Source organism: Phenylobacterium sp., from assembly GCF_036677185.1.
In the GTDB taxonomy this organism is placed as follows: domain Bacteria; phylum Pseudomonadota; class Alphaproteobacteria; order Caulobacterales; family Caulobacteraceae; genus Phenylobacterium.
Genome location: NZ_JAKFEN010000042.1, coordinates 162083 through 187932, shown reverse-complemented (window position 1 = coordinate 187932; position 25850 = coordinate 162083). Strand labels below are relative to the sequence as shown.

Below are 25850 nucleotides of genomic sequence, written 5' to 3'. Positions count from 1 at the left end.
TGATCAGTTAAAGACGCATCATGACCGAGACCATCGCCCCGGCCGCGCCGGCCAAGAAAGCCGGCGCCTTCTTCACCGAGACCGTCACCTGGGTCCAGCACTGGACGCCGGAGCTGTTCTCGTTCCGCACCACCCGCGACCCGAGCCTGCGCTTCCAGAGCGGCCAGTTTCTGATGGTGGGCCTGGAGGTCGACGGCAAGCCGCTGGTGCGCGCCTATTCGGTGGCCTCGCCGGCCTGGCACGACGAGCTGGAATTCTATTCGATCAAGGTCCAGGACGGCCCGCTGACCTCGCGCCTGCAGAAGATCAAGGTGGGTGACCAGATCCTGATCGGGCGCAAGCCCACCGGCACCCTGGTGCTGGACGGCCTGAAGCCTGGCAAGCGGCTCTACATGCTGGGCACCGGCACGGGCCTGGCGCCGTGGCTCAGCCTGGCGCGCGATCCCGAGGTCTATGATCGGTTCGAACAGGTGATCGTCACCCACACGGTCCGCGCCGTCGCCGACCTGAACTACCGCGAGCTGTTCGAGCACGAATTGGCGCAGGACGAGATCCTGAGCGAGGTGATCGGCGACAAGCTCACCTACTACCCGACCGTCACCCGCGAGCCGTTCAAGACCCAGGGCCGGATCACCGACCTGATCGCGTCGGGTAAGCTGTTCGAGGATCTGGGCCTGCCGCCGCTGGACCCGGCCGTCGACCGCCTGATGCTGTGCGGCGGCCCCTCGGTCCTGGCCGACCTCAAGGCCTTGCTGGAAGCCCGCGGCTATGTGGAAGGCTCCCTGGCCAATCCCGGCGACTACGTCCTCGAACGCGCCTTCGTCGAGACCTGATCGACGACCTTCAGCACGAACTCCGCCCGGTCCTCGACGCTGGCCAGGGGCAGGATCACCGGCTCGTAGGCCAGCTCTCGGCAGTTGGCGAGGATGAGGCCGTGAACCTGTACGGCTTCGTCGAAAGTCTGTTTCCTTTCAGTGTCCTGGCCGTAGATCTTGAACCAAGGCGGCGGCACGAAGACCGTTCTGTTATAGCGTCGCGTCCATAGCGCCTCGAGATGCCAGGGCGGCGGGGTGAAGTCCGGTCCGCCGGTGTCGGGGATGCCGCGATCGAAGAACAGCCGGTCCTCCACATCGATCATCGAATCGAAGATGGCGATGTCCTCGCGCGCCGTGCGTTCGCCATAGGCCTGGACGTCGATCCAGGGCAGGGCGGAGCCGCCAACCGCGACCTCGTCGCGGATCACCCGGCGATGGGTTTCCTCGACGCAGCGCTCGCCGCGGGCGCGCAAGTGCTCGATCAGCGTGGTCTTGCCCACGCCGGGGCCGCCGGTGAAGAGGAAGAAGTTGGGTTTCGAGACGATCATGGAAATGCCTTTTCCCTCCCCTTCATGGGGAGGGACGGTCGCGCAGCGACCAGGGTGGGGTATTCCGGGGAAATGGGTGGAAGCGCCAGACTTCCCCACCCTCGACCGCTACGCGGTCTGCCCTCCCCATGAAGGGGAGGGAAAAGAGGGTGTCAGGCCGGGGGGCAGCCCTTGAACTCGCCGACCTTGGCGACGGTCAGCTTGGCGAGGTTCAGCGCCATCAGCGGCCGCATCGAGGACGAGCCATGGCCGGTATAGAGGTCGATCTTCTCGCCCTTGATCGCCCCGCCGGTGTCGGAGGCGTACCAGTAGCCGTCATGCTTGGAGCCGTCGGGCATCGGCAGGCCGACGGTTTCCTTGATGTAGAGCTTTGTGCGGCGGGGGATCAGGTTGCGATCGATGGCCACGGTGCGCATGGCGACGACCTTGCAGCCAAGCGAGTCGAGCGCGCCCACGCCCTTGGCGCCGGCGTGGTAGAGCGTGGCCTTCAGGCGGAACTCGGGCGTGCCCGGCAGGGTCCCGGTCAGGGCCGAAACAATCAGGTCCCCAATGGGGTCCGAGGATGGCTCAGCCTGTGCGGTGGTGGAGGCCCCGAAGAGAAGGGGAAGGGCGGCAAGGGCGGCGAGGCGACGTCGCATGACGGCGGCTCCTTCGTCGTTGATCTGTGCAGCAGGGTTCTGGGTACCCGGACTCAGGGTTGCGAGTCAAACCGGCTTGCAGGCCAGCTAACACCCACCCGTAGAGACCATCGCTTGCGCGCGACCTCGGCTGGGCTATCCCATCCCTTGTCCAGCAAGGGAATCGCGGCATGCGCATCTACGGCGACTCGATCTCCGGAAATTGTCTGAAAGTGAAGTGGGCCGCCGACCATCTGGGCCTGGCCTATGACTGGATCGAGACCAGCGTCCTGCGGGCCGAGACCCGCACGCCGGAATTTCTGGCGCTCAATCCGGCCGGCCAGGTGCCTGCCGTGATTCTCGCCGATGGCCGGCCGCTGGCGCAGTCCAACGCCATCATCCTGCACTTGGCGGAGGGCTCGGACCTGATCCCCGCCGACGCCTATGAGCGGGCGCGGATGCTGGAATGGATGTTCTGGGAGCAATACAGCCACGAACCCTATGTCGCCGTGGCCCGCTTCCAGGCGCACTATCTCGGCAAGCCCGTCGCCGAGCTGGAGTCCAAGCTCGTCGAGCGCGGGAACGGCGCGCTGCAGCGCCTGGAGGACGCGCTCGCGGACAACGGCTTCCTGGTCGGGGGCCGGGTGAGCCTCGCCGACATCGCCCTGGTGGCCTATACGCGGGTCGCCGACGAGGGCGGCTTCGACCTGGGCCGCTACCCGAACGTGCAAGCCTGGGTGAAGCGGGTAGAGGGCGCGCTCAAGATCGCCTAAACGGAGAGGCATGATCCGAGCTCTCGCCGCCGCCCTTCTCCTTGCGCTCGCGCCGGCCCAGGCCCTGGCCTGGGGCAATATGGGCCACCGCATCGTCGGCGAGTCCGCCATGCGCGCCTTGCCGGGCGAGGTTCCGGCCTTCCTGCGCAGGCCGCAGTCGGTCCGCGACGTGGGCGAGCTGTCGCGTGAACAGGATCGTTCCAAGGGCTCGGGACGGATTCACGACCACAACCGCGACGCCGGCCATTTCCTGGACCTGGACGACGAGGGCAAGCTGCTGGGCGGACCATCGTTCCTGCCGCTGCCGGCGACGCGCGCCGACTATGAGAAGGCGCTGCAGGCCGCTGGGATCGACAGCTGGAAGGCCGGCTATCTGCCTTTCTCGATCGTCGACCAGCATCAGCAACTGGCCAAGGACTTCGGCTATTGGCGGGTGCTGAACTACGCCGCCGGGCGGGAGCGGAACAAGGTGCGCCGGGCCTGGCTCAACCGCGATCTGGCGCGGCGCGAGACCCAGATCCTGGCGACCATCGGACACCTGTCGCACTTCGTCGGCGACGGGGCGCAGCCGCTGCATGTCTCGGTGCACTACAACGGCTGGGGCGAGTACCCGAACCCCAAGGGCTACACGACCGCCAAGGTCCACGGCCCGTTCGAGAGCGAGTTCGTCTTCGCCAATATCGACCCGTTGAGCATCGACGCCAAGATGGCGGCGCCCGTCGACTGCAGGTGCCCGGTCGAGCAACGGACGACAGACTACCTGATCGCCACCAGCCGTTTCGTCGTCCCGTTCTACGAGATGGAGAAGGCCGGCGGGCTTCGGCCCGGCGACCCGCGCGGCGTGGCCTTCGCCAGCGAACGCCTGGCGGCCGGCGCCTCCGAACTGCGCGACCTGGTGGTCTCGGCCTGGCGGGCAAGCGCCAGGGTCACCGTCGGCTGGCCCGTGGTGCGTGTGGACGAGGTGCTGGCCGGCAAGGTCGATCCCTATGACGCCCTCTACGGCAAGGACTGATGCGCGCCGTGCCGCAGTTCGGCGAACGGGTGGGCGGCCGGGTCTATGCCGACCGCCCGGCCGCCTTCGGGCTCGCCGAACGGGGCGGCAGGATCGCCCTGGTGCGGATCGAGAAGCCTGACGGCGCGGTGTGGCGCGACCTGCCGGGCGGCGCGGTCGATCCCGGCGAGACCGCCGAGCAGGCGGTGGTCCGCGAGTTCGGCGAGGAGGCGGGCCTGAGGATCGCGGCCGGGCGGAGCTTCGCCGAGGCCGACCAGTTCTTCCTCAACACGGAGGGCAAGGGCTTCAACAATCGCGGGACCTTCTTCGCTGTGCGAATCGAGGCCGAAGCCCCCGGCCTCAAGGTCGAGGACGACCACACCCTGATCTGGATCGATCCGATGGAGGCGATCAGGACTTTGCGGCACGAGGCGCACGCCTGGGCGGTGGGCGCCTGGCTGCGCCGTTAGACGACAGCGCGGCGGCCACCTTGGGATGGCCGGACACTCTGGCGCTGGGATGGCGGATCTTGTGGGGCGCCGTCGAGCTGCGAAGCTCCGGCGCCAGGGCGTCGAGTTCCTTCAGGAGCAGTTCAAGCTCCTCTTGCGGCAAGTTCTCGATGCCGATGAAATAGTTATCGCACTCCGAGACCCGGATCAGCTCATCCAGCTTGGCGTGGATGGCGTTGTTGTCGCGGTTCTGGGTGTTCTGGATCAGGAACACCATCAGGAAGGTGATGATGGTGGTCCCGGTGTTGATCACCAGCTGCCAGGTGTCGGAAAAGCCGAAGATCGGCCCGGAGAACGCCCAGAGCACCACGATGGTGCAACAGCCGATGAACACCACGGGGTGTCCGGTCCAACGCGAGATCGCCGAGGCGAACCGCGTAAAGGACTTGCTCAATTTCGATATCATACGCGGCGCCCCTCGTCATTGCGTGGCCGGGCCTGAACGGCTAGTGCACGGCCCAGTTCCGACCGCGCGAGAGGGTGAATGTCGCAGGCTCAGATCATCGACGGCAAGACCACGGCCGAACGCATCCGGGCGGAGGTCGCCGTCGAGGTGGCCGCGCTGAAGGCGGAGTACGGCTTGACGCCGGGGCTGGCGGTGGTGCTGGTCGGCGCGGATCCCGCCAGCCAGGTCTATGTGCGCTCCAAGGGCGAGCACTCGAAGGCCGTCGGCATGCATTCGGTGACCCACCTGCTGGCGGCCGACACCCGCCAGGACGATCTGCTGGCCCTGGTGGAGACCCTGAACCGCGATCCGGCCATCCATGGCATACTGGTGCAGCTTCCCCTGCCCAAGGGCCTCGACGAGAAGGCGGTGATCACCGCCATCGATCCCGCCAAGGACGTCGACGGCCTGCATCCGATGAACATCGGCTTGCTGGCCCAGGGCCAGAAGGCGCTGGTCCCCTGCACGCCGCTGGGCTGCATGATCATGCTCTCCGACGCCCTGGGCGACCTGACCGGCAAGCGCGCGGTGGTGGTGGGCCGTTCCGTGCTGGTGGGCAAGCCCATCGCCCAGCTGCTGCTGGCCGCCGACTGCACCGTGACCATCGCCCATTCGCGCACCCGGGACTTGGCGGCCGTCTGCCGCGAAGCCGACATCCTGGTGGCCGCCGTGGGTCGGCCGGGGATGATCAAGGCCGACTGGATCAAGCCCGGCGCGGCGGTGATCGATGTGGGCATTAACCGGGTGCCGTTCCGCGACCCGGTCAAGGCCGCCGCCGGCAAGACCAAGATCGTCGGCGACGTGGCCTACAAGGAGGCCTCGACCGTCGCGGGTTACATCACGCCGGTGCCCGGCGGCGTCGGCCTGATGACCGTGGCTTGCCTGCTGAGGAACACCCTCACCGCGGCGAGGCGTATCGCTGGTCTCGACGCCTAGGCGGGCGCCGACCCAGTGCGGTTGGTCCAGGCGACCAGGCCGTTCAGCGCTTCGCCCACGGCTTGATCGAAGGCCGCCACGATGGCCGAGACCCGGTTGTCGCCGGCCCGCACCTGAGCCTCGATGAGATCGGCGCCCGCCAGGGCGCGGTCGGCTCGCGTCAGGGCGACCCGCAGGCTCACCACCACCAGCGGCGCGGCCTTGGGACCGCGGTCATAAACCGCCTCGAAGCGGGTGACGTCGACGCGCAGGGAATAGTCGGCCTTGGCGGTCTGGCCGCGGGAGATCAGCCGCGCGGCGCCGCTGTTGGCGTCGAAAGCCTGGGCCAGGGCTTCGTCAAACAGGGTCACGGCCGGCGCCACCCAGCGCGAATTGGCCACATAGGCCACCTCGCCGCCATCGACGGTCAGGATCCGGTCGCCGGAGGCGGCGCGGGTGAAGCTCCCGCCGCCGCGAACCACGCCGAATTGGCTGGCCGGTCGGGCCGCGCTCTGCTCCGCGGACGGCGCGGCAGCGTCGAACCTGTAGAGCTGGGCCGGGTCGCTCTTCGGGAACAGCGAGACGCAGCCACCGAGCGAAAGGGCGAGCGCCGCGGCGCCCAGCGCCCCGAGAGAGCGGGTGAGGGCGCTCATGGCTTGATCTCCACTTCCTGGGCCGCCGGCTTGCCGACTAGGCCGCGGGGGTTGGTTTCGATGTCGCGGATCAGCCGGTCGAGGGACTCGGCCGTCTGCTGCAAGGCTGCGACCGAGGCCGTGAGCTGCGGCAGTCCGTTGGTGGCGAAGTCGCTGGTGGGGCCCTCCAGCTTGCCGACCACGATGCGCAGATCCCTGGCCGCGGCCCGGGCCTCCTCGGCGGCGTCGGCGACATTCTTCATGGTGCGCTTGCCGTCGCCGTCGACCAGTTGCTGGCTCGACTGCGACAGGGTGGCGATCTGCTGGGCCGCGGCGTCGATGCTGCGCAAGGCGCTTTGAGCGTCGGCGATCACCGCCTTGCGCTCGCGCAGCTCGGCGGTGAACGACTGGGTGTCGCCGACCACGCCGCTGAAGGCCCTGATATTCTGGTCCGAAAGCACCCGGTTGACCCGGTCCAGGGCCTCGACCGTTCGGGTCAGCACGGTGCCGCCGCCCTCCAGAAGGTCGGCCAGGGCGCTGCGCTGGGTGCGCAGTTCGGGGACCTCGTTGGGCGGGTAGACCTCCTTGAGCAGCTTCTTCGCCGGCGTCCCTGCCGTGATCTGGATGTAGTTGACCCCGGTGATGCCCTGGGGCTCCAGCGTGCCGTAGGAGTCGACGCGGATGGGCACGTCGGAGGAAACCCGGGCGCGGGCGATCACCCGGTTGGGGTTGGCGGGATCGAGCTGGATCTTGGTGACCTCGCCCACCTTGATGCCGTTGAAGTGCACCTCGCCGCCTTGCGACAGGCCGCGCACGGGGCCCTGGAAGACGATGTCGTAGAGGTCGTAGTCCTGGGCGAAGCTCAGGCGCGCGAGCCAGACGCTGAAGATCACCAGTCCAAGGAACAGGATCAGGGTCGAGAGGCCCACCAGGGCGTAGTTGGCGTCTTTTTCCATCAGTTCACCATTGCGGATTTGTGCGCCTTGACCGCGGCGCGCCCGCGCGGGCCCAGGAAGTATTCACGGATCCAGGGGTGGTCGGAGGTCTCCAGCGTCTCCACCGGCGCGTGCGCCACGACCTTCTTGTCGGCCAGGACCGCGACGCTGTCGGTGATCGTGTAGAGGCTGTCCAGATCGTGGGTGATCATGAAGACGGTCAGGTCCAGGCTGTCGGAGAGGTCCTTGATCAGCTCGTCAAACGAGGCCGCGCCGATGGGGTCGAGGCCGGCGGTCGGCTCGTCGAGGAACAGCAGCTCGGGGTCCAGGGCCAGGGCGCGGGCGAGGCCGGCGCGCTTGCGCATGCCGCCCGACAGTTCCGACGGTTTGAGGCTTCCAGCCTCCGGCGGCAGGCCCACGAGGGCGATCTTCAGGTCGGCGAGCTGGGCCACGATGCGGCGGGGGATGTCGGTATGTTCGTACATCGGCGCCGAGACGTTCTCGCGCACCGTGAGGTTGGAGAACAGGGCGCCTTGCTGGAACAGCACGCCCCATTGCCGCTCGATGGCCGACCACTTGCGGCGCGAGGCCCGCTGGATGTCCTGCTCGAACACCCGGATCGTCCCGCCGTCGGGGACCTTCAGCCCGATGATGGTGTTCAGCAGCACCGACTTGCCGGTGCCCGAGCCCCCGACCACGCCAACCACGTCGCCGCGCTTGACGACGAGGTCGAGGCCGTCGTGGATCACCCGGTCGCCGAACCTCGACACCAGGCCGCGGACCTCGATCGCCGGACCCGTGGTCGGCAGGACGTCCTCCGGATGTGGCTCGGCGCTCAAAGGTCCAGCTCCATGTAGATCAGGGCGAAGACCGCATCGATCAGGATGATGGCGAAGATGGCGTGGACCACCGCGGCCGTCACGCGCCGGCCGAGAGATTCCACGTCGCCCCCGACCTCCAGGCCTTGGCGGCAGCCGATGCCGGCGATCACCGCGGCCATGACCGGGGCCTTGGACAGTCCGATCCAGAACTGGGTCACGCCGACATTGTCGACGATCCGCTGCAGGAAGAACGAGGGGCCCAGGTCCAGCGCCGTCCAGGTCACCAGCAGGCCGCCGAACAGGCCGGCCAGGGTGGCCACGAAGGTCAGCAGGGGAATGGTCAGCAGCAGGGCCGCGAAGCGGGGGAAGACCAGGGCCTCGAACGGATCGACGCCCAGCACCTGCATGGCGTCGATCTCCTGGTTCATCTTCATGGAGCCGAGTTCGGCGGCGAAGGCCGAGGCCGACCGGCCGGCCAGCAGCACGGCGGTGATAATGATGTTGAACTCGCGCAGCACCGCGATGCCGATCAGCTCCACCGCGAAGACCTCGGCCCCGAACTGGCGCAGCATATTGGCTCCCAGCAGGCCCACCACGGCGCCGATGAAGAACGCGGTGGTGGCGACGATGGGGATGGCGTCCAGGCCAGCCCGCTCCATCAGCGAGACGATCGGCGCCCAGCGGACCCGCTTCGGATTGGTGAACAGGTAGACGAAGGTCCGCCCCACCGCGACCAGCAGGTGGCCCACGAAGACCAGGGTCTCGAAGATCTCCCGGCCGAGGTTGAACACTCCCTTGCCGATGCGGATGGTCATTTCGTGGAAGCCGCGCGGCGGCGGCCGGGCCACGGGCTTGGCCGCCGCCGCGGCGCCGACCAGCTGCAGCAGCCGCAGCGATTCCGGGCGGCCGGAGATGCGGTCCGGGTCGATGTGGCCATCGGCCGCGCGAATCACCGCGAACGCGCCGGCCGTATCCAGCCGGCCCACCCCGGTCAGGTCCAGGGACTTGGCGGCCTGCTTGACGATGGCTTCGTAGAGGTCGCGCGCCGCCTCACCGATAGAGGTCGCTGTCCAGTCGCCAGCCAGGACGGCCCTGGGACCGTCGGCGGCGTCGACAAGGCTGAACTCGGCGGGGCGTTCCATACGACGGTGTATAGCCTCGAACCTGGGGAGCGGGGTTGAGTCGACGCCCCTCGGCGTCAACCTAGCAGAGCTGCGGCCGGACCCGGAACGCCTTATGGCGCAGGTTGTTCCGCGCGGTGGATAAGCTGCCCGCCTCGCGACTTGGTGATGGTTTGTCGCGGCGGTTGGTCTATATTTCGCCCCACTCGCACGGTTATCACGAGCCGGGGGCGGGTCCGTCCGACCCCGGAGTGTCCGTCCAGGTCGGGAGCGTGGTTTGACCCGTCAAATCGAGATCGTCGGTAAGTCCGGCAACCGTTATCGTTACACATCGCTGGAAGAGGATCGCATCCTGCCGCCCGCGGGCGCGAACTACATCATCGCCAAGCCAGGCTCGCAGGGGGTCGATATCCTCTATGTGGGCGAGACCGACAGCCTGGCGCGCACGGTCTGGCGCGACCAGCTGGCCCGCGCCAAGGACACCTATGGCTCCGAGGTCGACGTCCTCACCCGCCTCAACGTCCGCAGCGCGGTGCGCATGGCCGAGCGCGAAGACCTGATCGAGGAATACCAGCCGCCGATGAACGCCCAGGCCTAGGCTGCCTCCGGCAGGTCGTAGGCGATCACCTTGAAGCCGGCCAGGTTCGCCTGGCCGAAGGTGTTGGCTATGGCCACGTCGACGGCGTCGCGACCGCGGGCGATCAGGACCCTGCCGATGCGGGGGCGGTTGTTGCGCGCGTCGAAGGCGTACCAGCGGTCGCCCAGATAGACCTCGAACCAGGCGCTGAAATCCATCACGCCGATGGTCGGCACGCCGATGTCGCCCAGATAGCCGGTGCAATAGCGCGCCGGGATGTTCATGCAGCGGCAGAAGGCGATGGCCAGGTGGGCGTAGTCGCGGCAGACGCCGACAGCTTCCGCGTGGGCCTCGTAGGCGGTCTTGGTCGGCCGCGCGTGCTGGTAGTCGAACCGGATGTGGTTGTGGACATAGTCGACGATCGCCTGGACCCGACCCCAGCCGGTCGGGGTGTCCTGGAACAGGGTCCAAGCCATGTCGCTGAGCCGGTCGGTCTCGCAATAGCGGCTGCCCAGCAGGAAGATCAGGACGTCGTCCGGCAGGTCCTGGACCGGGATCTGGGGCGCGTCCGGAGCGTGGTCGTCCACCAGGCCGGAATCGCGGATCACGAAATCCGCCGACAGGGTCAGCCGGCCGGCCGGGGCCAGCACCCGGCTACAGATATTGCCGAATCCGTCGAGGTACTGGCGCACGTCCAGCGGCGGATCGGTCCTGACCCAGTCGGGGGTCTCCAGGTCGCCGCGGCGCGAAGGATGCACGCTCAGGGTCAGCATCATGGGGACCGGCGCCGGGCAGTCGTAGGTGATCTCGAAGCCCGTCTGGATGCGCATCGATATCTCCCGGTGGGGTTAGCAGGCCGCCCCAACGGTTCGCTGGGGCGCAGGTTGCACCACCAGCTCGCTTTCGGCGCGGACGTCCACCTCGACCTCCATGCCCAGATAGTCCGACGGCCGGCCTGCCCAGGTTCCGTACAGCGGAACCGCCTGGCGCGGATCGCGCGAGACCGCCACCCGGACGAGGTCGGCGTTGCCGACGATGCCGTTGGTGGGGTCGAACTCCACCCAGCCGCAAGCCGGCAGATAGACCCGCACCCAGGCGTGCGTGTGGCCTCCGCCGATCCGGGCGTGCTCGGCGTTCGAATAGGGACTGTAGATGTAGCCGGACACGAACCGGGCCGCGAGGCCGAGGCTGCGCACCGCCTCCATCATCAGCACGGCGTAGTCGCGGCACGACCCGCTGCGCAGGGCCAGGGTCTCGAGCGGCGTCTGGATCCCGCTCTCCAGCCGCGTGCTGTACTTGAAGTCGGCATAGATGGCCTGGGTCATCTCGCTGAGCAGCCGCTGCAGGCTGGTGGCCCCGGCCTTGCGCACGAAGCGCCGCGCCCAGTGGTCGATCAGGCCCTCCGGATCGGGATGCTGCCGCTCCATGGAGAGTCGCAGGTCCGGCAGGTCCTCGGGGCTGTAGGCGAAGGGCATGGCGCCCGTATAGACCTCGATCTCGCCGTCGATGTCGGCGAAGGCGGGCAGGGGTGTGTGGTCCAGGCGCGCCCTGCTCTCGACGACCAGTTCGGTGGTGCGACCGTCGAAACCCGCCACCTCGACGCAATTGCCGAACACGTCGTGCATCGAGCGCAGGCGCGTGGGCGAGGGCGTTATGGCCAGTTCGCAGGCCAGCAGGCGCTGATCGTAGCTCTCGCGCGGCCGCAGCATCATGCGATGCTCGCCGAGCGCCACGGGATTGCGATACCGATAGCGGGTCACATGACGGATCGAGAGGATCGGCATTGAGCAAGAGCTGGGCCGATTCAGCGTCGCCGTCGAACCTATTGCTCGGCCAGGACGATCTGTCGCCGGTGGTCGTGGCCAATCCAGGCGGTCGCTCGCCCTTCCTGCTGCTCGGCGATCATGCGGGCCGCACGATCCCCAGGGGGCTCGGGGACCTCGGCCTGACACCGGCGGCCATGGACCGGCACATCGCCTGGGACATCGGGGTGGCAGGACTGGGCGTGCGGTTGGCTGAGGCGCTGGACGCCGTCTTCATCCGCCAAGCCTATTCGCGTCTGGTCATCGACTGCAACCGAAGACCGGGCGCGGCGGGTTCGATCCCCGAGGTCAGCGACGAGGTGGCGATTCCCGGCAATGCGGGCCTGGGCGCGGCCGAGATCGCCGCCCGGCACGACGAGATCTATCTGCCCTATCAGGACGCCATCGCCGCCGAACTGGACCGCCGGGCGCCCGGAGCGACCCTGCTGGTGTCGCTGCACAGCTTCACGCCCGTGTTCCAGGGCCAGGCCCGCCCGTGGCGGATGGGCGTGCTGCATCGAGGCGACTCGCGCCTGTCGGACCGTGTGCTGGCCCTGCTGCGACGCGAGTTCGGCGAGGCGGCGGGCGACAACCAGCCCTACCGGATGGATGAGGTCGACAACACCGTGCCCCTGCACGCCGATCCGCGCGGCCTCGACTATCTTGAGCTGGAGGTCCGCCAGGACCTGATCGCCGACCCGGACGGCCAGGCCTGGGCCGCCAGCCTGCTGGCCCCTCTGCTGGCCGAGGCCGTCCAGGCCTAGGGCGCACATGAGCGTTCCTTCTCCCCTTGCGGGAGAAGGTGTCGGGCGAGAAGCCCGACGGATGAGGGGTCTCTCAGAACTCGCCGGCTAGCCTCGGCGCCAGCTTCAACTCAGATGTCAGACGGATAGGGCCATCGACCCCTCATCCGACCCCGCTCTCGCGGGGCCACCTTCTCCCGCAGGGGGAGAAGGACGCCGCGAGCCGACTTGCCGTTTTTCCTATCCCGCGACCTGCGACGCCCACGAAACCCGTGCGCGGAGAAAATCTGTTAGTTGACAGAATGCAGAAAATAGATCGAAAACGTGATCAACAATAGTTTGCGGTCGAAACCGTGCGGGGAGGGTTCCAATGCATCGATCCAGAGAGTGGCGCGCCGGGCTGCTGGCGACAGTGGCGGTGATGGCCAGCGCGGGCGCCGCCTTCGCCCAGACCGCGGGCGACACGGTCGACGAGGTGGTGGTCACCGCCCAGAAGCGCGAGGAGCGGCTGCAGGACGTGCCGCTGTCCGTGGCGGTGGTGTCCTCCGAGACGCTGCAGGCCTTCAATCTGAACGAGACCACCGACATCCAGCACCTGGTGCCGGGCGTGACCCTGATCAGCGCGGCGGGGCCCCGTAATTTCGGATTCTTCGTGCGTGGGATCGGCACCAGCTCCTTCTCCTCGGAGTCCATCGAAGGCAGCACCGCCTATGTGCTGGATGGGGTGGTGCTGGGTCAGTCGGGATCGGCGCTCTCCGACCTGCCCGATGTGGAGCGGGTCGAGGTGCTACGCGGACCGCAGGGCACCCTGTTCGGCAAGAACGCCTCGGCCGGGGTCATCAGCGTCACCACAGAGCGGCCCTCGGCGGAGTTCACCGCGCGGCTCAGCGCCAGCTGGGCCGATCCGCAGGACGAACGGCGGATCACCGGCGTGGTCAGCGGACCGTTGGGCGACAAGGCCCGGTTCCTCCTGTCGGCCCGCGCCAATCAGCGCGACGGCTACGTGCGCAACGTGTTCGACGGCCGAAAACTCAATGATCGCGAGGACGGCGGCGTGCGGGCCAAGCTGGAGCTGACGCCAGTCGAGAAGCTGGATGTGACCTTCATCGCCGACTACTGGAAGCGCGACGCCAAGTGCTGCATCTGGACCCTCTATAAGACGGGGCCCAACCCCTCGCTGGCGCCCGAACGGCAGTCCATCGCCGCGGGCATCGTCCCGGGCCCCAACAATCTCAGCCAGAACATCAACGGACGCCTGTTCTCCAAGACAGAGAGCTATGGCACCTCGGTCCAGGCCAATTACGAGCTGGCCGCCGGCCACACCTTGACCTCGATCACCGCCTACCGGCGGTTCATCGACCATGACGGCCTGGATTCCGACTCGAGCCCGCTCAATCTGCTCGACGCCAACTTCGCCGACTTCAAGCAGGCCCAGGTGACCCAGGAGTTGCGGATCACCTCGCCCCAGGGCGGGTTCGTCGACTATGTGGCCGGGGCCTTCTATTTCGACGGGGACGTGACCTCCCATTCGGTCCAGGTGTTCCCCAGCGTGCCGCTGCCGTTCTTCAGCAAGCTGGTGACCAACCGCGCCTCGACCACCAACCTGGCGATCTTCGGCCAGGCCAATTTCAACCTGAGCGACGATCTGCGCCTGATCGCCGGGGCCCGGGCCATCCACGAGGAGGCCAAGGCCCGCAAGGACCGGCGCGATCCCGTGCTTGGGTTGACGTCCACCGCCAGCGCCTCGAAGACCGACGACGCCCTGCTGTGGCGGCTGGGCGCGCAATACGACTTCACCGGCGACATCATGGGCTTCGCCACCGTCACCCGCGGCTACAAGGGCGGCGGCTACGACACCAATATCGGCATCCCGACCCTGCCGGACGTCCAGCCCGAGGAGCCGACCAACTTCGAGCTGGGATTGCGGACGACCTGGCCCGAACAGCGGCTGATCCTCAACGTCACGGCCTTCCACACCAAGATCGACGGCTATCAGGCCGGCGCGCGCGACCCCGGTCCGCCGCCGATCACCCGGGTGTTCAACGGCGAGGGCAAGACCAAGGGCTTCGAGTTCGATCTCATGTGGCGGCCGGTCGCGGGCTTGAACTGGACCCTGATCGGCTCGGGCGCCTATGTGGACGCCCGCTGGGGCGACTTCGCCAACGCGCCCTGCTTCCCAGGCCAGACCGTGGCCCAGGGCTGCGTCGGCGCCCAGCAGGACCTGACCGACGCGCGTCTGCCGTTCTCGCCCAAGTGGAGCGGCAATGTGGGCTCTCACTTCGAGACCGAGGTGGCCGGCGATCTGACCGGCTCGTTCGACCTGGGGCTCAACTTCCGGACCAAGGCCGCCATCGCCTTCCCCAACGACCCCAACACCGTCCAGGGCGGCTACACCCTGGTGAACGCCGCGGTGGGGCTGGCCTCAGCCGACGACCACTGGAAGGTCTCGGTGTTCGCCAAGAACCTGACCGACGAGCGCTACAGCCTGGTCTATTTCTCCACCCCGTTCGGCACGGCCCCGGGCGCCTATAGCCAGTTCATCCCCTACGAGGCTCAGCGCGTGGTCGGCGCCTCCATCGATCTCGCGTTCTAAAGCGCGTTTCCTCCCCGACGACCTGGGGGACGCCCGACCGGCGTCCCCCTCTTTCGGCAAGGTGATCTGCATGCGTGTCCTCGGTCTCGCCCTCGCCCTCAGCCTCGCCCTGGCCGCCTGCGCCCAAGCCGAGCCGCGACCGCCGCTCGCGGGCGAACGTGCGAGGGCCTTGGTGGACGGCGGGCCGATCGAGGGCCGTTCCGCCGGCGGCGTGGCGGCCTTCCGCGGCGTGCCCTATGCGGCGGCCCCAGTCGGCGACCTGCGCTGGCGTCCGCCCCAGCCGGTTGCGGCCTGGACCGCGCCGCGCGACGCCAGCCGGTTTGGTTCCGACTGCCTGCAGCATCCGCTGCCGACCTTCGTCGATCCGGGTTCGGGCCAGCCGAGGAGCGAGGACTGCCTCTATCTGAACGTCTGGGCGCCGGAGCAGGCCAAGGGCCGCCCGGTGATGGTCTGGATCCATGGCGGCGGCTTCACCATCGGCTCCGGGGCCATGGCGGTCTCGGACGGCGCGGCCCTGGCCCGCCAGGGTGTCGTGGTGGTGACCCTGAACTACCGGCTGGGGCGGTTCGGTTTCTTCGCCCATCCGGCCCTGGCCCGCCCCGGCGAGCCGACGGGAAACTATGCGATCATGGACCAGATCGCCGCCCTGCAATGGGTTAAGCGCAATATCGCGGCCTTCGGAGGCGACCCGACGAATGTCACGGTATTCGGGGAGTCGGCCGGGGGCGGATCGGTGCTGGCCCTGATGGGCTCGCCCGCCGCGCGCGGCCTGTTCCATAAGGCGATCGTCGAATCCGGAGGCGGCCGCGACGTGCTGGCCAGCCTCGAGGCCTCAGGCGCCGATGCTCCGGCGGGCTACGCCGCGGGAGAGGCTTTCGCCGAAAAGGCGGGGCTGAAGGCGCCCGACGCCGCGGCCCTGCGCGCCTTGCCGGCGGAGAAGGTGCTGGGCGACCTGGCCTTCTTCAACAACCGCAACCGCGACGACTATACGGGTCCGATGATCGACGGGCGGGTGGTGACCGGAAATCCCAGCGCCATCTTCGCGCGCGGCGAGCAGGCGCCGGTCCCGCTGATCATCGGCTTCAACAGCGCCGAGCTTGCCGGCGCAAAGGCTGTGACCGGCGGCTGGGCCAAGCAGGCCGCCGCAAAGTTCGGTCCGGCCGAGGCGGGGTTGCGCAAGATCTACGACCCCAACGGCGGGGACGACGGCCTGGCCGCGAACTTCCTCAGCGACCTGATCTTCGTGGAGCCGGCTCGCTTCCTGGCGCGCGCCCACGCCAGGGCCGGACACCCCGTCTTCCTCTACCAGTTCGACTATGTGGCCGAGGCCAAGCGCGCCACGACCCCCGGCGCTGGGCACGCCACCGAGATCGCCTATGTGTTCGACACCGTGGGCCAGGTCGATTCAAAGGTGAGCGCGCAGGATCGGGCCATGTCCGCCGTCGTCAGCCGGTATTGGACGGCCTTCGCCGCGTACGGCGACCCCAACGGCGCGGGCCGCCCGTCCTGGCCGGCCTACCGGCCCAAGGCCGACACGCTGCTGAACTTCATGGCGTCCGGCGGCGCGCCGCTGGCCGGACGCAGCGCTGCGCGCCTGGACTATATCGAGGCCAGCTGGCCAAAGCCCTGAGTCGGTTTCCCTGAATGCCGGAACCGATCTAGGCTGTAGGAAATATTCCGTTTCCGATTCAGCAGGATCCATCCCGCGTGCCGACCCAGATACCCTCCGTCGCCACCTTCACCGCCCCCGGCGTGGTGTTTCCCGGCGACCCGCGCAAGAGCCCCACCGAAGCGGTGGTCTTCTGGCTGCGGCGCGACATCGTGCGCGGTGTGTTCGAACCCCTGGAGCGGCTGAAGGTCGAGCAGCTCAGCGAGTTCTATGGGGTGGGACACACCCCGATACGCGAGGCGATCAACCGGCTCTCGGCCACCGGCCTGATTGTCCACGAACACCAGAAGGGCCATCGCGTCGCCCCGGTCTCGGTGGAGGACTATAACGACGTCCTGCTGGTCTATCAGCGGCTCCGCATGCTGGCCCTGGACCTGGCCATGGAGCGCGGCGACGACGCCTGGGAGGAGCGGGTGGTGGTCCAGCTGCACCGGACCATGAAGGTGCGCCCCGTGCCGCGCGACCAGGACCCGGAGGTCCGCGAGCTGTGGCAACGGGCCTATGGCGACCTGCAGGGCGAACTGGTCAATGGCTGCGGCTCGCCCTTGCTGGTCAGGTTGTTCCGCAATGTGGGCGCGCGGGCCGAGCGCTACGGCCTGCTGTTCGCCGACCTGAGCAGCGACCTGGAGCGCGACCATGCCGCGGAAAGCCAGCGCATGGTGGAGGCCCTGATCGCCCGGGACGCCGCCCGGGTCCAGGCCCTGCTCGACGAGTCCGGCGCCCTGGCGCGTCCGGTGCGGGACTCGGTGGTGGCCGCCCTGAAGCGTCGTGGCGAGAGTTCGCGCAAGCCACGCCGGGTCGCCAAGCCTTCTGGGGAGGGCGCACCCCGTCCGCGCGGCCGGCCCCGCTTGGCGGAAGCCGACAAAAAGGCGTCGAAGAAATAGATCGGAAATTGCCAGTCGTCCGATTCTAGATATTGTTGATCCAGGGCGATGCGCGGCCTGGGGGGATGATCTTGGATCGCGATGCGTCGCTGAGTTGGGGCCGCCGGGTCGGCTTCGCGGCTGGGGACTACGCCTGCAATCTCTATTGGCAGAGCGTCTCGCTGTTTCTGCTGTTCTTCTACACCGACGCCGTGGGCCTGCCGGCGGCCACGGCCGGTCTGATCTACATGGTCGCCTCGATCTGGGACGGAGCGATCGATCCGGTCATCGGCGCCTTCGCCGACCGCACCCGGACCCGGTTCGGACGCTACCGGCCCTATCTGCTGCTGGGGGCGGTCCCCTTGGCCCTGACCTTCTGCCTGCTCTATTACCGCCCGCCCTTCGAGGGCTGGGGCCTGGCCGCCTGGATGCTGGGCGGGCACATGATCTTCCGCTCCTGCTACGCGATGCTGTCGATCCCCTACACCTCGCTGAACGCCCGGATCACCCGCAGCTCCAGCGAGCGCTCGACCCTGGCCGGCCTGCGGATGATGTTCGCCACCCTGGCGGGCCTCACCGTGGCGCTCTCGACCCAGCCCATGGCGGCGCGGTTCGGGGCAGGGGACCCGGCGCGCGGCTACCTGGCCGCCGCGGCCGTGCTGGCCTTGGTGGCCACGGTGATCTTCCCAATCGTGTTCCTCTCCACCCGAGAGCCGGCGGAGGCGGCTGAGCAAGGGCCGCCCATGCGGATGGCCGACTACTGGCGGGCTCTGCGCGGCAACCGGGCGTTTTGGATCGTCATGGCCGGCATCGGCTCAGCGGTGGTCTGCTCCACAGCGCTGGGCAAGTCGGTGCTCTACTATTTCAAGTACTACCTGCACGCCGAGGCGGCGGCGCGGACGGCGCTCTCGCTGGGCGCGGCGTCGGGCCTGCTGATCGTGCCCTTCTGGCTGGTGGTCACCCGCTTCACGGGCAAGCGGAACGCCTGGCTGGTCGCGACCGCCTGGGGCCTGGCGGGGCTCGCGGCCTTCGGGATCGGAGAAGTCCGCTCGCCGGCGGTGATGATCGCCTTCCTGCTGTGGATGCAGATCGCGTCGCTCGGCCTGGCCATGACCTTCTGGTCGATGCTGCCCGATACGGTGGAGTACGGCGAATGGGTCAGCGGCGTGCGGACGGAGTCCTTCGTCTTTGGCCTGGGGCAGTTCTTCCTGAAGGTGGCGCTGGGCGTGGGCGCGGGCCTGTTCGGCCTGACCCTGGACCTGGTCGGCTACCGGCCGAACCTTGAGCAAAGCGCCGAGACCCTGGAGGGCATGAAGACCATCATGGTGGCCTTCCCGGCCGCCGGCCTGATCCTGGGCGGGGTGGCCATGCTGTTCTACCCCCTGCGGCACGGGACCCACGAGGCGATCGTCGGCGAACTGGCCCTGCGCCGCCCGACTGTTGCGGAGGCCGGATGATGGCTGCGGCGCCCCCCAACACCAATGACGGTTCGAACCGGGCTCCGCGCCTGTTGGCCGGGGTGAGCTTCGTCACCCTGGCCGAGCTGCCGGAATGGTCGGCGGGCCCGCGCGGGTCGGACGACCTCGTCTATGCGGCCCTGAAGGCGGCCGGCTACGAGGCAATCCAGACCCTGCAGCCGGCCCTTGCCCTGGCCCACGGACTGCGGCCCACCGGCATGGCGCGCGCCTTCGACGCGCATCAGCTGCGCGCCACGGCGATCAGGTGGCGCGACGCCGGCTGCGACTGCACCACGGCCCATCTGGGCACCGGCCTGGAGACCGACGACGAGCTCTTTCGGCTGGGCGAGGCCCTGCTGGAGATCGCCGAGCAGGAGCGCCATCCGATCTATCTGGAGACCCATCGCGCGACGATGACCCAGGACATCAAGCGCACCCTCGACCTAGTCGAACGCTTCCCGGAGATGCGCTTCAACGGTGATTTCGCCCACTGGTACATCGGCCACGAGATGACCTATGGCGACATGGAGATGAAGTTCGAGAAGCTGCGCCCGATCTTCCAGCGCACCCGCTTCATGCACCTGCGCGTCTCGTCCAACGCCTTCGGCCAGGTGACCGCCAGCGACCCGGCCGAACAACGGCACCTGGACTACTACCGACGCATGTGGACAGCGGTGTTCGAGAGCTATCTGGCGTCGGCGGCGCCGGGCGACTATTTCGCCGTCCACCCCGAACTGCTGCCGGCCAGGGCCTTCTATCCGAAGATGGTTCCGGGACCTGACGGCGCGCTACGCGAGGAGAGCGACCGCTGGACGGAGTCGCTGTTCCTGCTGCAGGTGGCGCGCGAATGCTGGGCCGCCGCCGCGCTCAGCGCCCCTGGATGATCACTCGCACCGAGCCGGCGTCGAGGGCGGTGATCCGCACCCGCTGGGCGTCCGGCGCGATGTCCAGGTCGGCGGCGGCGCCCTCGACGCGGGTGTTGACGCCGTCCGGAAACTGCCGCTTGGGAACATAGATCTCGGTCGATGCGGCGATCGCCGGATCGGCTTGGTAGTCGATCTCCAGCCGGCGTGCGGCGCGATCGAACCTCACCCGAGTCAGGCGGCCCTGCACCGCATGGGCGAACGGCCGGCAGAAGCCTTCGATGGCGCGACCGCCGCTGTCGGGATCGGCCGGGTCCTCCTGCTGGTCGCGGGAGAAGATCGACAGGTCCTCCTGGTTCCAGCCGTCGCCGATGCGCAGGTCGTTGCGGTTGGAGGCGGTGTAGTTCCACTGGGTCGAGTGCAGGCCAAGCGCGTCCAGGGCGTCGTACATCAGGCCAAGCGCGGCGGTGTGCCGGGCCCAGATCGCCTCGTCCCGCCGGCCTTGGGCAAAGAGCTCATAGGCCGCGCCGTCGTCGAGGTCGTAAGGGATGCCGAACTCGCCGATCAGGCTGGGCGCGTCGCCCGGGAAAGCCTCTCTGTACGACTGGCGTCCCGCCAGCTGGCGGACATAGCGGTCGCGGATGGCGCCGGGGTCCCGCTCCGGGGCGCCGGTCATGAAGTCGTAGTGGTTCGTAGGGTCGAAGCTCTTCAGAAAGAGTGTGGTGGCGTCGTACCAGTGGCTGGCGTTGACCGAATTCTCCGGCATGGGCGTGGGGAAGGGCCGGCCCGCGGCGGCGCCGAAGGCGTCCAGTTCCGCGAAGATCGGCCAGGTCGGCTCGTGCTTGCGGATGACCCGCGCCACCTCATGGAACAGCGGCCCGAAGCCGTCGTCGGAGATGTTGACGGGCCGCCCCTGGGCGACCTGGAAGAAGTCCTCGCGAAGGGGCTTGGCGCGACCGCCCTCGACCGCATAGGCGCCGGCCCGTTCGAACGGGCAGTCGGTCATCCAGATCGAGACCCCGTCCGGGTTCATGGTCCGCTGGCCGGCGGGCTCGGCGATGCTGGTCTCCATGTTGCGCTTCAGGACCGGGACCTCGACCGTAAGCCCGCGGGCCATGGCGAGCGCGTCCAGCGGCGATAGGGCGGCCCCCGGCCGGGCGCGGGCCGGATTGATCTCGCTCGGCCCCAGGTGGCGATAGCTGAGCGGCTCGCCGAAATAGCCGACGCCGGGCTCGTTCAGGGTGTCGAAGCCAAGCACATTGGGCAGGTGGGCGATGCGCCGGGCCACCTGGTCCAGGCAGCCCAGATAGCGGTTCTGCAGGAAGGCCTGGACGTTCTCGCCCTCGATCATGAAGTCCGGGGTGAACAGCCGTCCGCCCCAGAACAGGCTCCACATGATCCCGTTGGCCGGCAGGCGGTAGTTGGAGCCCCAGCTCATCTGCGGATAGGCGGCCTGGCGTCCCGAAGGATCGGCGTAGTCGAACTTGCGCTGCATCACATGAGCGGCGTCGGCGGCGTGGAACCTGGTGAGGTCCAGCCCCACCGCCTCGAAGCACCAGCCCGGCGCCCCATCGCCGCCGGTCATCCGGCTCCAGACGTCCTGGTGGAAGTCGATGAAGACATATTGGCCGTGCTCGCCGGCCCTTCGGCAGACCTCGGCGAGGAAGTCCAAATAGTCGGTGTCGTACAGGCCCGGCCCGCTGTGCTCGACCGCCTCCCAGGTGGTCAGCAGTCGCACGACGTTGAATCCCCAGTGCTTCAACCGGCCCAGGTGCTCGTCGGCCTCGGCGAGGGGAAAGGGGCGGCCGACGAAGGAGACGTCGCGGTGATCGGCGAAGTCCGAGGGGAAATTGGTCCCGCCGTTCGGATAAGGGACCTTGCAGTCGCCGCCGAGATTGACCCCGCGCAGGGTGACCTGCCGGCCATGGGCGTCCACGAAGAGGTCGCCCTGGCGGCGGACGGGGGGCAGGGGCATGGGATTACCTTGAGGCGTTGGACGGGTTCAGCCGGCGGTGTCCGGCACGATGCCCAGGAGCTTGGCGTGTTGCGCGCGCCTGCCGGTCATCTCGGGCCAGGGCGCGGGCGTCGGCAGACGACCGTCCGGCAGCGGCCAGGCGAGCGGAGTCGCCGCGCCGTCGATCACGCCGCCGTCGCCTATGCCGTCGCGGTCGACGGAGGGATGGGCGCGATCGCCGCCCCTGCGGGCGCCATCGGCGAAATAGATCGCCGTATAGACCCTGCGCGTGCGGTCCGAGCGGTTGGGCTTGGCCATGTGGACGGTGTGGCCGTGGTGGAAGATCACGTCGCCGGGCGCGCAGGGCACGAACCGCGCCGGGGTGTCGGCGTAGCGGGCCTCCAGCGCTTTGCCGGCGCCGGGGGCGGTGAAGATGTCGATGAAGGCGGCCTCGTCGTTCTGGCTGCCCGGCACATAGCCCATGCAGCCAACGTCCAGATCGACGGCCTGCAGGGGGATCCAGGCCGTCAGCGTGTTGTCGCGCCCGGCGATCGGCCAGTAGGGGTGGTCGGTATGGGCCTCGGTCTCGCGACCGCCGGCCTCCTTGTAGAGCGCCTGGTCGTGCCACAGGCGCAGCCGCGGGGCGCCGATCAGGGCGGCGGCCAGGCCGCAGACCCTGGGATGGAAGGTCAGCGGGCGCACCTCAGGGAAGTCCTCCCAGATGTACTGGCACTGGATGAACGACTGCTCATAGGGCGTCTTCTCGTCCAGGGTCCGGGTGTCGCGGGCCTTGCGGCGCGCTACCGCCTCGTCGACCGCCGCGCCGTATTCGGCGATCTTGGCGGCGCTCAGCAAGCCGGGCGCGTGGACGAAGCCGTCGCGCCGGTAGGCTTCGACCAACCGGGTGTCGATCTCGAGGTTCATCCGCGCCTCCCTAAGGCTCGCGGCTCTAGCGGCCGCCTTCGAGGATCTTGAACTGCCGGTCGGCATCGTCCTGCTCGACCACCCTACCGTCGTCCGGATAGGCCAGGGCGCCATCCGGCGCATACTGCAGGATATAGGCCTTGCGCACCGTATCGGCCTTCAGGTTCGGACCGGTGCGGTGGGGCGCCAGCGAGGAGAAGACGATCACGTCGCCGGCCTTGGCCGGCACGGCCACGGCGTCCGGCACGTCCTCCAGGCACTTCTTCCCGATCGGGGTCAGCCAGTGGGTCAGGGTGCCCAGCTTGTGCAGGCCCGGCGCCATCCAGGGGCAGCCGTTCTCCTCGTCGACGTCGACCAGGGGCGTCCAGCAGGTGACGTACTGCTGGGGCCGCACGAAGGTGTAGCCATTGTCCTGGTGCCAGGGGAATTCCTGCGGCTTGCCGCTCTTCTTGTAGACCGACTGGTCCCAGTAGAGGCGCGCGTCGTCGCCGATCAGGTCGTGGCAGATGTCCTTGAAGACCTGATGCTGGGCGAAGGCCTTCAGCACCGGCGATTCCTTGACGATGTGGGTGGTGAAGGTGATCGCGTCGAGCGACGACAGCCGGATGCTGCCGCCCTGGGCGCGCACCCGGCGCTCGTGCTCGGCCTCCAGCGGATCGATCGCCGCGGCCACGGCGGTGAGCTCGTCGGTCGTGAAGGCTTTCTCAAGCTTGAAATAGCCCAGGGTATTGAACTGCTCCGCCTGCTCGCGCGTCAGCCGGCGCAGGCCCTCGGTGCGCGCGTCCCGCCATCGGAAACCGTCATTGAGCGGGTGCGGTCGCGGCGCTGTATGCGGCGCGCTGGCGGGCAGGGTCATGCGCAGTCTCCGAAAGTCAATAAAGCGACCCTAAAATAGATCGAATATGGAGGTCAATGCAATATTTTGTCGATTTTATCTCCTGCGCATACCGCCCCGGCCCGTGGCGTTTTCAGGCCGCGCGGCGGCGCACGGGCATCCAGCGGTTGACGCGGGAAAGCTGCGCCGCGGCGGCCGGCGTCTCCGCCTGGGTCCCGGCGCGGCCGTAGTGGTAGACCATCGCCGCGCGGCGCTCGTCGGCGACGTTGTCGGTCGACATGTGCATCAGGTAGCTGTGGAAGAAGAGCACGTCGCCCGGCTCCATCAGAGACGGGACCTTGGGCGAGGTGTCTTCGCCGACGATCTCAAGATAGCCGCGGTTGGCGGCGGGGCGCCGGTCAGGGACATGCTCGCGGATCTCCCCCGTGTGCGAGCCCGGCAGCACCCAGAGGCAGCCGTTCTCCAGGGTCGCGCGCGACAGCGCCACCCACACCCCGATCTGCGGTTGGCGGTCGAACCGGAAATAGTAGCTGTCCTGATGCCACGGCTGGCCGATGACGCCGGGGTTCTTGAAGATGAACTGGCTCTGGAAACAGTCCAGGTCGGGGCCCAGCAGTGTCTCGACCACGTCGACGATGGCCTTGCGCTCGGCGATGGCGCGCGCGGCGCCCTCCACATGGCAGTTGAACACCTTGGAGACCCGGTCTTCCGGGTTCACCGCGCCGGGCGAGGGCTCGGTCTCGGGATAGATCAGGTAGCTGGGCCCGGACATATAGGCGATCTCGCCGGCGTGGCGCTCGGGCGGATCGGCCCGGATGCGGTCGATCACCTCGTCCTCGCAGGCCCTCGCCTCATCGGGCGACACCAGCCCCCTTTGCACGAAGAACCCGTCGTCCCGCCATGCGGCCTGCTGGGCGTCACGATCCATGGCGAAGTCCTCCTTGAGTGTCGAAAAACATATCAAGAAAATAAGTCAAACCACAATATAGATCGAAAATCAGGCGCCGCGGTGCTCTGGGTCAGGGCGCGGAATCATCGGCCGAGGCCTCTTGCAGCGCGCTCCGGTGGCGCTGCATGGCGTCGCTGAACGACGCGGCGAGGATGCCGGTGGGCATGGCGATAACGCCGATGCTGAAGATGGCGGTGACGGCGGCGAGCACCTTGCCGAGCACGGTGACCGGATAGACGTCGCCGTATCCGATCGTCGTCATGGTCGCGACCGACCACCATAGGGCGCGCGGGATGCTGCCGAACTTGTCAGGCTGGATGGCGCCTTCGGCCAGGTAGAGCGCGGTCGCCGCGACGATCATCAGGAAGAACCCCGCCGCGAGACTGAGCAGCAGCTCGTCGCGCCGCGTCGTGACCGCCTCGACCATGTGGTCGAGGGCCCGCGACATGCGCCCGAGCTTGGCCAGGCGCAGGATCCGTCCGACCCGGATCAAGCGCAGCAGCATGGCGCTCGAACCGCCGAACACCGCGAGCGAGGCCAGGATCGCGATGAGGTCCGCGATCGCCGCTGGTGAGAAGACGAACCGCACCCGTTCGCGCCAGGGGCGGACCTCGAGGTTCCGTTCCGGCGCCGTCCAGAGGCGCAGCGCGTATTCGAGGCTGAAGAGCAGCCCCAGCGTGACCTCCGCCAGGACGAAGATCCCTCCGTAGGCGGCGGCGAGGGTGGGCTCGGTCTCGACGATCGCCAGGCCTGTGGCGAGGAGGATAAGGACCATCAGCACGCGATTGAGCCGCGACAGCCCCTTCGCCCTGCGCGCTCTTGGGTCCAGTTGCGCGTGGAGCCGCCGCCGAAGCGACGGTGTTTGCCCTGCAGTCATGTGGCGTCTGGCCCCGGTTGATCGCCGCGAGCTTATCCCTGACGCGCGGGCCTTCCATCCTCGAACCGAAGGGGTCGGTCCTGTCGATCCATGGCGAGGATCAAATCGCCGCGGTCATGCGCCAGGGCCTTCTGCCTCGCCACGAATCGGGCCTCGCTAGGATCAGGGTTATCGCGGGGGGCTGCGTATGAGCCGGAACGACCAGCTTGAGTTCGTGCGCCTCGCCGGCGCGGAGATCGACGACCAGGCGATCGCTGAGATAGCCGGCCTTTTGGGATCGAGGGCCGAAGCTACACCGGTTCGGTTGATCCGCCTCGCCGCGTCCGGTCCGCTGATCGTCGCGCGCCGGCCCTGCGGCGCGCGGCCCGAGATCGTAGGGGTTGCTGGACTTGCGCGCGGCGATCGCCATGCGCGGGACCAGGAGATCATCGCCGTCGACAGCGCCCATGCCGGCAAGGACCTGGAAGCGGCCCTGCGAACTCGCCTGCGCGCGCAAGCCTGGTGTCCGTCGCTCTTTCGCGGGCGTGACCGACCCCCGTTCGGGTTCGTCCAGGCCGGATCGCGCGCCTGCGGCTAGCAGGTCGGCTGCCCAGGCGGCGCGCTCGATCTCGCCTGCGTCCAA

At 68.3% G+C, this 25850-nt stretch carries 27 protein-coding genes; 13 read left to right on the top strand and 14 right to left on the bottom strand.

Annotation, left to right across the window (positions count from 1 at the left end; genetic code table 11):
• Window positions 1-20 precede the first annotated feature (20 nt).
• On the top strand, window positions 21-833 hold the full coding sequence (locus tag V6M51_RS22690) for a ferredoxin--NADP reductase (RefSeq protein WP_332770504.1): 813 nt from the start codon (window positions 21-23) through the stop codon (window positions 831-833).
• Here the strand turns inward: V6M51_RS22690 and V6M51_RS22685 are convergent.
• On the bottom strand, window positions 800-1363 hold the full coding sequence (locus V6M51_RS22685; protein ID WP_332770503.1) for an AAA family ATPase: 564 nt from the start codon (window positions 1361-1363) through the stop codon (window positions 800-802). The genes V6M51_RS22690 and V6M51_RS22685 overlap by 34 nt on opposite strands.
• A gap of 152 nt (window positions 1364-1515) precedes the next feature.
• The gene (locus V6M51_RS22680; protein ID WP_332770502.1) at window positions 1516-2001 is read right to left on the bottom strand and encodes a 3D domain-containing protein; all 486 of its coding nucleotides are present in this window, start codon (window positions 1999-2001) and stop codon (window positions 1516-1518) included.
• 170 nt (window positions 2002-2171) lie between these two features.
• On the opposite strand from V6M51_RS22680, the gene V6M51_RS22675 reads away from it, so the two are divergent.
• From V6M51_RS22675 to V6M51_RS22665, 3 genes are read left to right on the top strand one after another with little or no spacing between them, the layout of a single operon-like run.
• On the top strand, window positions 2172-2753 hold the full coding sequence (locus V6M51_RS22675) for a glutathione S-transferase family protein (protein WP_332770501.1): 582 nt from the start codon (window positions 2172-2174) through the stop codon (window positions 2751-2753).
• A 10-nt stretch (window positions 2754-2763) separates the two neighbouring features.
• Window positions 2764-3765, top strand: a complete 1002-nt coding sequence (locus V6M51_RS22670; RefSeq protein WP_332770500.1) for a S1/P1 Nuclease — start codon at window positions 2764-2766, stop codon at window positions 3763-3765.
• On the top strand, window positions 3765-4214 hold the full coding sequence (locus tag V6M51_RS22665) for an NUDIX domain-containing protein (RefSeq protein WP_332770499.1): 450 nt from the start codon (window positions 3765-3767) through the stop codon (window positions 4212-4214). The genes V6M51_RS22670 and V6M51_RS22665 overlap by 1 nt, the downstream gene beginning before the upstream one ends.
• On the opposite strand, the gene V6M51_RS22660 is transcribed toward V6M51_RS22665, so the two are convergent.
• Entirely contained in the window at window positions 4156-4647 is a 492-nt protein-coding gene (locus V6M51_RS22660; RefSeq protein WP_332770498.1) for a low affinity iron permease family protein, read from the bottom strand. The two genes, V6M51_RS22665 and V6M51_RS22660, sit on opposite strands and share 59 nt — an antisense overlap.
• 90 nt (window positions 4648-4737) lie before the next feature.
• On the opposite strand from V6M51_RS22660, the gene folD reads away from it, so the two are divergent.
• Window positions 4738-5634 (top strand): bifunctional methylenetetrahydrofolate dehydrogenase/methenyltetrahydrofolate cyclohydrolase FolD, encoded by an 897-nt coding sequence (gene folD / locus V6M51_RS22655; RefSeq protein WP_332770497.1) that lies wholly within the window; start codon window positions 4738-4740, stop codon window positions 5632-5634.
• Here folD and V6M51_RS22650 read toward each other — a convergent pair.
• From V6M51_RS22650 to V6M51_RS22635, 4 genes are read right to left on the bottom strand one after another with little or no spacing between them, the layout of a single operon-like run.
• A complete protein-coding gene (locus V6M51_RS22650) occupies window positions 5631-6266 on the bottom strand; it encodes an ABC-type transport auxiliary lipoprotein family protein (protein WP_332770496.1) in 636 nt (211 codons plus the stop codon). The genes folD and V6M51_RS22650 overlap by 4 nt on opposite strands.
• Window positions 6263-7201 (bottom strand): MlaD family protein, encoded by a 939-nt coding sequence (locus V6M51_RS22645; RefSeq protein ID WP_332770495.1) that lies wholly within the window; start codon window positions 7199-7201, stop codon window positions 6263-6265. Before V6M51_RS22645 ends, V6M51_RS22650 begins: the two co-directional genes overlap by 4 nt.
• Window positions 7201-8019 (bottom strand): ABC transporter ATP-binding protein, encoded by an 819-nt coding sequence (locus V6M51_RS22640; RefSeq protein WP_332770494.1) that lies wholly within the window; start codon window positions 8017-8019, stop codon window positions 7201-7203. Before V6M51_RS22640 ends, V6M51_RS22645 begins: the two co-directional genes overlap by 1 nt.
• Window positions 8016-9143 (bottom strand): ABC transporter permease, encoded by a 1128-nt coding sequence (locus V6M51_RS22635; protein ID WP_332770493.1) that lies wholly within the window; start codon window positions 9141-9143, stop codon window positions 8016-8018. Before V6M51_RS22635 ends, V6M51_RS22640 begins: the two co-directional genes overlap by 4 nt.
• Before the next feature lie 256 nt (window positions 9144-9399).
• Here V6M51_RS22635 and V6M51_RS22630 point away from each other — a divergent pair, with 256 nt between their 5' ends.
• Window positions 9400-9720: a hypothetical protein gene (locus tag V6M51_RS22630; RefSeq protein ID WP_332770492.1), complete on the top strand. Its 321-nt coding sequence runs from the start codon at window positions 9400-9402 to the stop codon at window positions 9718-9720.
• Here the strand turns inward: V6M51_RS22630 and V6M51_RS22625 are convergent.
• Window positions 9717-10529, bottom strand: a complete 813-nt coding sequence (locus V6M51_RS22625; RefSeq protein WP_332770491.1) for a transglutaminase-like domain-containing protein — start codon at window positions 10527-10529, stop codon at window positions 9717-9719. The genes V6M51_RS22630 and V6M51_RS22625 overlap by 4 nt on opposite strands.
• Window positions 10530-10547: 18 nt before the next feature.
• On the bottom strand, window positions 10548-11483 hold the full coding sequence (locus V6M51_RS22620) for a transglutaminase family protein (RefSeq protein ID WP_332770490.1): 936 nt from the start codon (window positions 11481-11483) through the stop codon (window positions 10548-10550).
• Between V6M51_RS22620 and V6M51_RS22615 the strand changes: the two genes are divergently transcribed.
• From V6M51_RS22615 to V6M51_RS22590, 6 genes are all read left to right on the top strand, one after another.
• The gene (locus V6M51_RS22615) at window positions 11483-12265 is read left to right on the top strand and encodes an N-formylglutamate amidohydrolase (protein ID WP_332770489.1); all 783 of its coding nucleotides are present in this window, start codon (window positions 11483-11485) and stop codon (window positions 12263-12265) included. The two genes, V6M51_RS22620 and V6M51_RS22615, sit on opposite strands and share 1 nt — an antisense overlap.
• A 349-nt stretch (window positions 12266-12614) precedes the next feature.
• Complete coding sequence (locus V6M51_RS22610) at window positions 12615-14837, top strand: TonB-dependent receptor (RefSeq protein ID WP_332770488.1); 2223 nt, start codon at window positions 12615-12617, stop codon at window positions 14835-14837.
• Between the two features lie 70 nt (window positions 14838-14907).
• Window positions 14908-16467 carry a carboxylesterase/lipase family protein gene (locus V6M51_RS22605; RefSeq protein WP_332770487.1) on the top strand — a complete coding sequence of 520 codons (1560 nt, stop codon included), beginning with the start codon at window positions 14908-14910 and terminating at the stop codon, window positions 16465-16467.
• Between the two features lie 77 nt (window positions 16468-16544).
• Window positions 16545-17390 (top strand): GntR family transcriptional regulator, encoded by an 846-nt coding sequence (locus V6M51_RS22600; protein ID WP_332770486.1) that lies wholly within the window; start codon window positions 16545-16547, stop codon window positions 17388-17390.
• A 71-nt stretch (window positions 17391-17461) separates the two neighbouring features.
• Window positions 17462-18826, top strand: a complete 1365-nt coding sequence (locus V6M51_RS22595; RefSeq protein WP_332770485.1) for an MFS transporter — start codon at window positions 17462-17464, stop codon at window positions 18824-18826.
• Window positions 18826-19710 carry a hypothetical protein gene (locus tag V6M51_RS22590; protein WP_332770484.1) on the top strand — a complete coding sequence of 295 codons (885 nt, stop codon included), beginning with the start codon at window positions 18826-18828 and terminating at the stop codon, window positions 19708-19710. The genes V6M51_RS22595 and V6M51_RS22590 overlap by 1 nt, the downstream gene beginning before the upstream one ends.
• Here V6M51_RS22590 and V6M51_RS22585 read toward each other — a convergent pair.
• From V6M51_RS22585 to V6M51_RS22565, 5 genes are all read right to left on the bottom strand, one after another.
• Window positions 19694-21664, bottom strand: coding sequence for a glycoside hydrolase family 5 protein (locus V6M51_RS22585; RefSeq protein ID WP_332770483.1), 1971 nt, complete (start codon window positions 21662-21664; stop codon window positions 19694-19696). The two genes, V6M51_RS22590 and V6M51_RS22585, sit on opposite strands and share 17 nt — an antisense overlap.
• 27 nt (window positions 21665-21691) lie before the next feature.
• On the bottom strand, window positions 21692-22567 hold the full coding sequence (locus V6M51_RS22580) for a phytanoyl-CoA dioxygenase family protein (protein ID WP_332770482.1): 876 nt from the start codon (window positions 22565-22567) through the stop codon (window positions 21692-21694).
• Between the two features lie 25 nt (window positions 22568-22592).
• Window positions 22593-23423, bottom strand: coding sequence for a phytanoyl-CoA dioxygenase family protein (locus tag V6M51_RS22575; RefSeq protein WP_332770481.1), 831 nt, complete (start codon window positions 23421-23423; stop codon window positions 22593-22595).
• A gap of 112 nt (window positions 23424-23535) precedes the next feature.
• Window positions 23536-24330 (bottom strand): phytanoyl-CoA dioxygenase family protein, encoded by a 795-nt coding sequence (locus V6M51_RS22570; RefSeq protein ID WP_332770480.1) that lies wholly within the window; start codon window positions 24328-24330, stop codon window positions 23536-23538.
• A 91-nt stretch (window positions 24331-24421) separates the two neighbouring features.
• Window positions 24422-25126, bottom strand: a complete 705-nt coding sequence (locus tag V6M51_RS22565) for an ion transporter (RefSeq protein WP_332770542.1) — start codon at window positions 25124-25126, stop codon at window positions 24422-24424.
• A gap of 289 nt (window positions 25127-25415) precedes the next feature.
• On the opposite strand from V6M51_RS22565, the gene V6M51_RS22560 reads away from it, so the two are divergent.
• Window positions 25416-25805, top strand: coding sequence for a hypothetical protein (locus V6M51_RS22560; RefSeq protein ID WP_332770479.1), 390 nt, complete (start codon window positions 25416-25418; stop codon window positions 25803-25805).
• Window positions 25806-25850 lie beyond the last annotated feature (45 nt).

What these genes read in the sequence shown, in the direction of transcription:
- V6M51_RS22690 (WP_332770504.1), top strand. Translation starts at nt 21, where the DNA reads ATGACCGAGACCATCGCCCCGGCCGCGCCGGCCAAGAAAGCCGGCGCC.
- V6M51_RS22685 (WP_332770503.1), bottom strand. Translation starts at nt 1,363, where the DNA reads ATGATCGTCTCGAAACCCAACTTCTTCCTCTTCACCGGCGGCCCCGGC.
- V6M51_RS22680 (WP_332770502.1), bottom strand. Translation starts at nt 2,001, where the DNA reads ATGCGACGTCGCCTCGCCGCCCTTGCCGCCCTTCCCCTTCTCTTCGGG.
- V6M51_RS22675 (WP_332770501.1), top strand. Translation starts at nt 2,172, where the DNA reads ATGCGCATCTACGGCGACTCGATCTCCGGAAATTGTCTGAAAGTGAAG.
- V6M51_RS22670 (WP_332770500.1), top strand. Translation starts at nt 2,764, where the DNA reads ATGATCCGAGCTCTCGCCGCCGCCCTTCTCCTTGCGCTCGCGCCGGCC.
- V6M51_RS22665 (WP_332770499.1), top strand. Translation starts at nt 3,765, where the DNA reads ATGCGCGCCGTGCCGCAGTTCGGCGAACGGGTGGGCGGCCGGGTCTAT.
- folD (WP_332770497.1), top strand. Translation starts at nt 4,738, where the DNA reads ATGTCGCAGGCTCAGATCATCGACGGCAAGACCACGGCCGAACGCATC.
- V6M51_RS22650 (WP_332770496.1), bottom strand. Translation starts at nt 6,266, where the DNA reads ATGAGCGCCCTCACCCGCTCTCTCGGGGCGCTGGGCGCCGCGGCGCTC.
- V6M51_RS22645 (WP_332770495.1), bottom strand. Translation starts at nt 7,201, where the DNA reads ATGGAAAAAGACGCCAACTACGCCCTGGTGGGCCTCTCGACCCTGATC.
- V6M51_RS22635 (WP_332770493.1), bottom strand. Translation starts at nt 9,143, where the DNA reads ATGGAACGCCCCGCCGAGTTCAGCCTTGTCGACGCCGCCGACGGTCCC.
- V6M51_RS22625 (WP_332770491.1), bottom strand. Translation starts at nt 10,529, where the DNA reads ATGCGCATCCAGACGGGCTTCGAGATCACCTACGACTGCCCGGCGCCG.
- V6M51_RS22620 (WP_332770490.1), bottom strand. Translation starts at nt 11,483, where the DNA reads ATGCCGATCCTCTCGATCCGTCATGTGACCCGCTATCGGTATCGCAAT.
- V6M51_RS22610 (WP_332770488.1), top strand. Translation starts at nt 12,615, where the DNA reads ATGCATCGATCCAGAGAGTGGCGCGCCGGGCTGCTGGCGACAGTGGCG.
- V6M51_RS22605 (WP_332770487.1), top strand. Translation starts at nt 14,908, where the DNA reads ATGCGTGTCCTCGGTCTCGCCCTCGCCCTCAGCCTCGCCCTGGCCGCC.
- V6M51_RS22590 (WP_332770484.1), top strand. Translation starts at nt 18,826, where the DNA reads ATGGCTGCGGCGCCCCCCAACACCAATGACGGTTCGAACCGGGCTCCG.
- V6M51_RS22585 (WP_332770483.1), bottom strand. Translation starts at nt 21,664, where the DNA reads ATGCCCCTGCCCCCCGTCCGCCGCCAGGGCGACCTCTTCGTGGACGCC.
- V6M51_RS22580 (WP_332770482.1), bottom strand. Translation starts at nt 22,567, where the DNA reads ATGAACCTCGAGATCGACACCCGGTTGGTCGAAGCCTACCGGCGCGAC.
- V6M51_RS22575 (WP_332770481.1), bottom strand. Translation starts at nt 23,423, where the DNA reads ATGACCCTGCCCGCCAGCGCGCCGCATACAGCGCCGCGACCGCACCCG.
- V6M51_RS22570 (WP_332770480.1), bottom strand. Translation starts at nt 24,330, where the DNA reads ATGGATCGTGACGCCCAGCAGGCCGCATGGCGGGACGACGGGTTCTTC.
- V6M51_RS22565 (WP_332770542.1), bottom strand. Translation starts at nt 25,126, where the DNA reads ATGGTCCTTATCCTCCTCGCCACAGGCCTGGCGATCGTCGAGACCGAG.
- V6M51_RS22560 (WP_332770479.1), top strand. Translation starts at nt 25,416, where the DNA reads ATGAGCCGGAACGACCAGCTTGAGTTCGTGCGCCTCGCCGGCGCGGAG.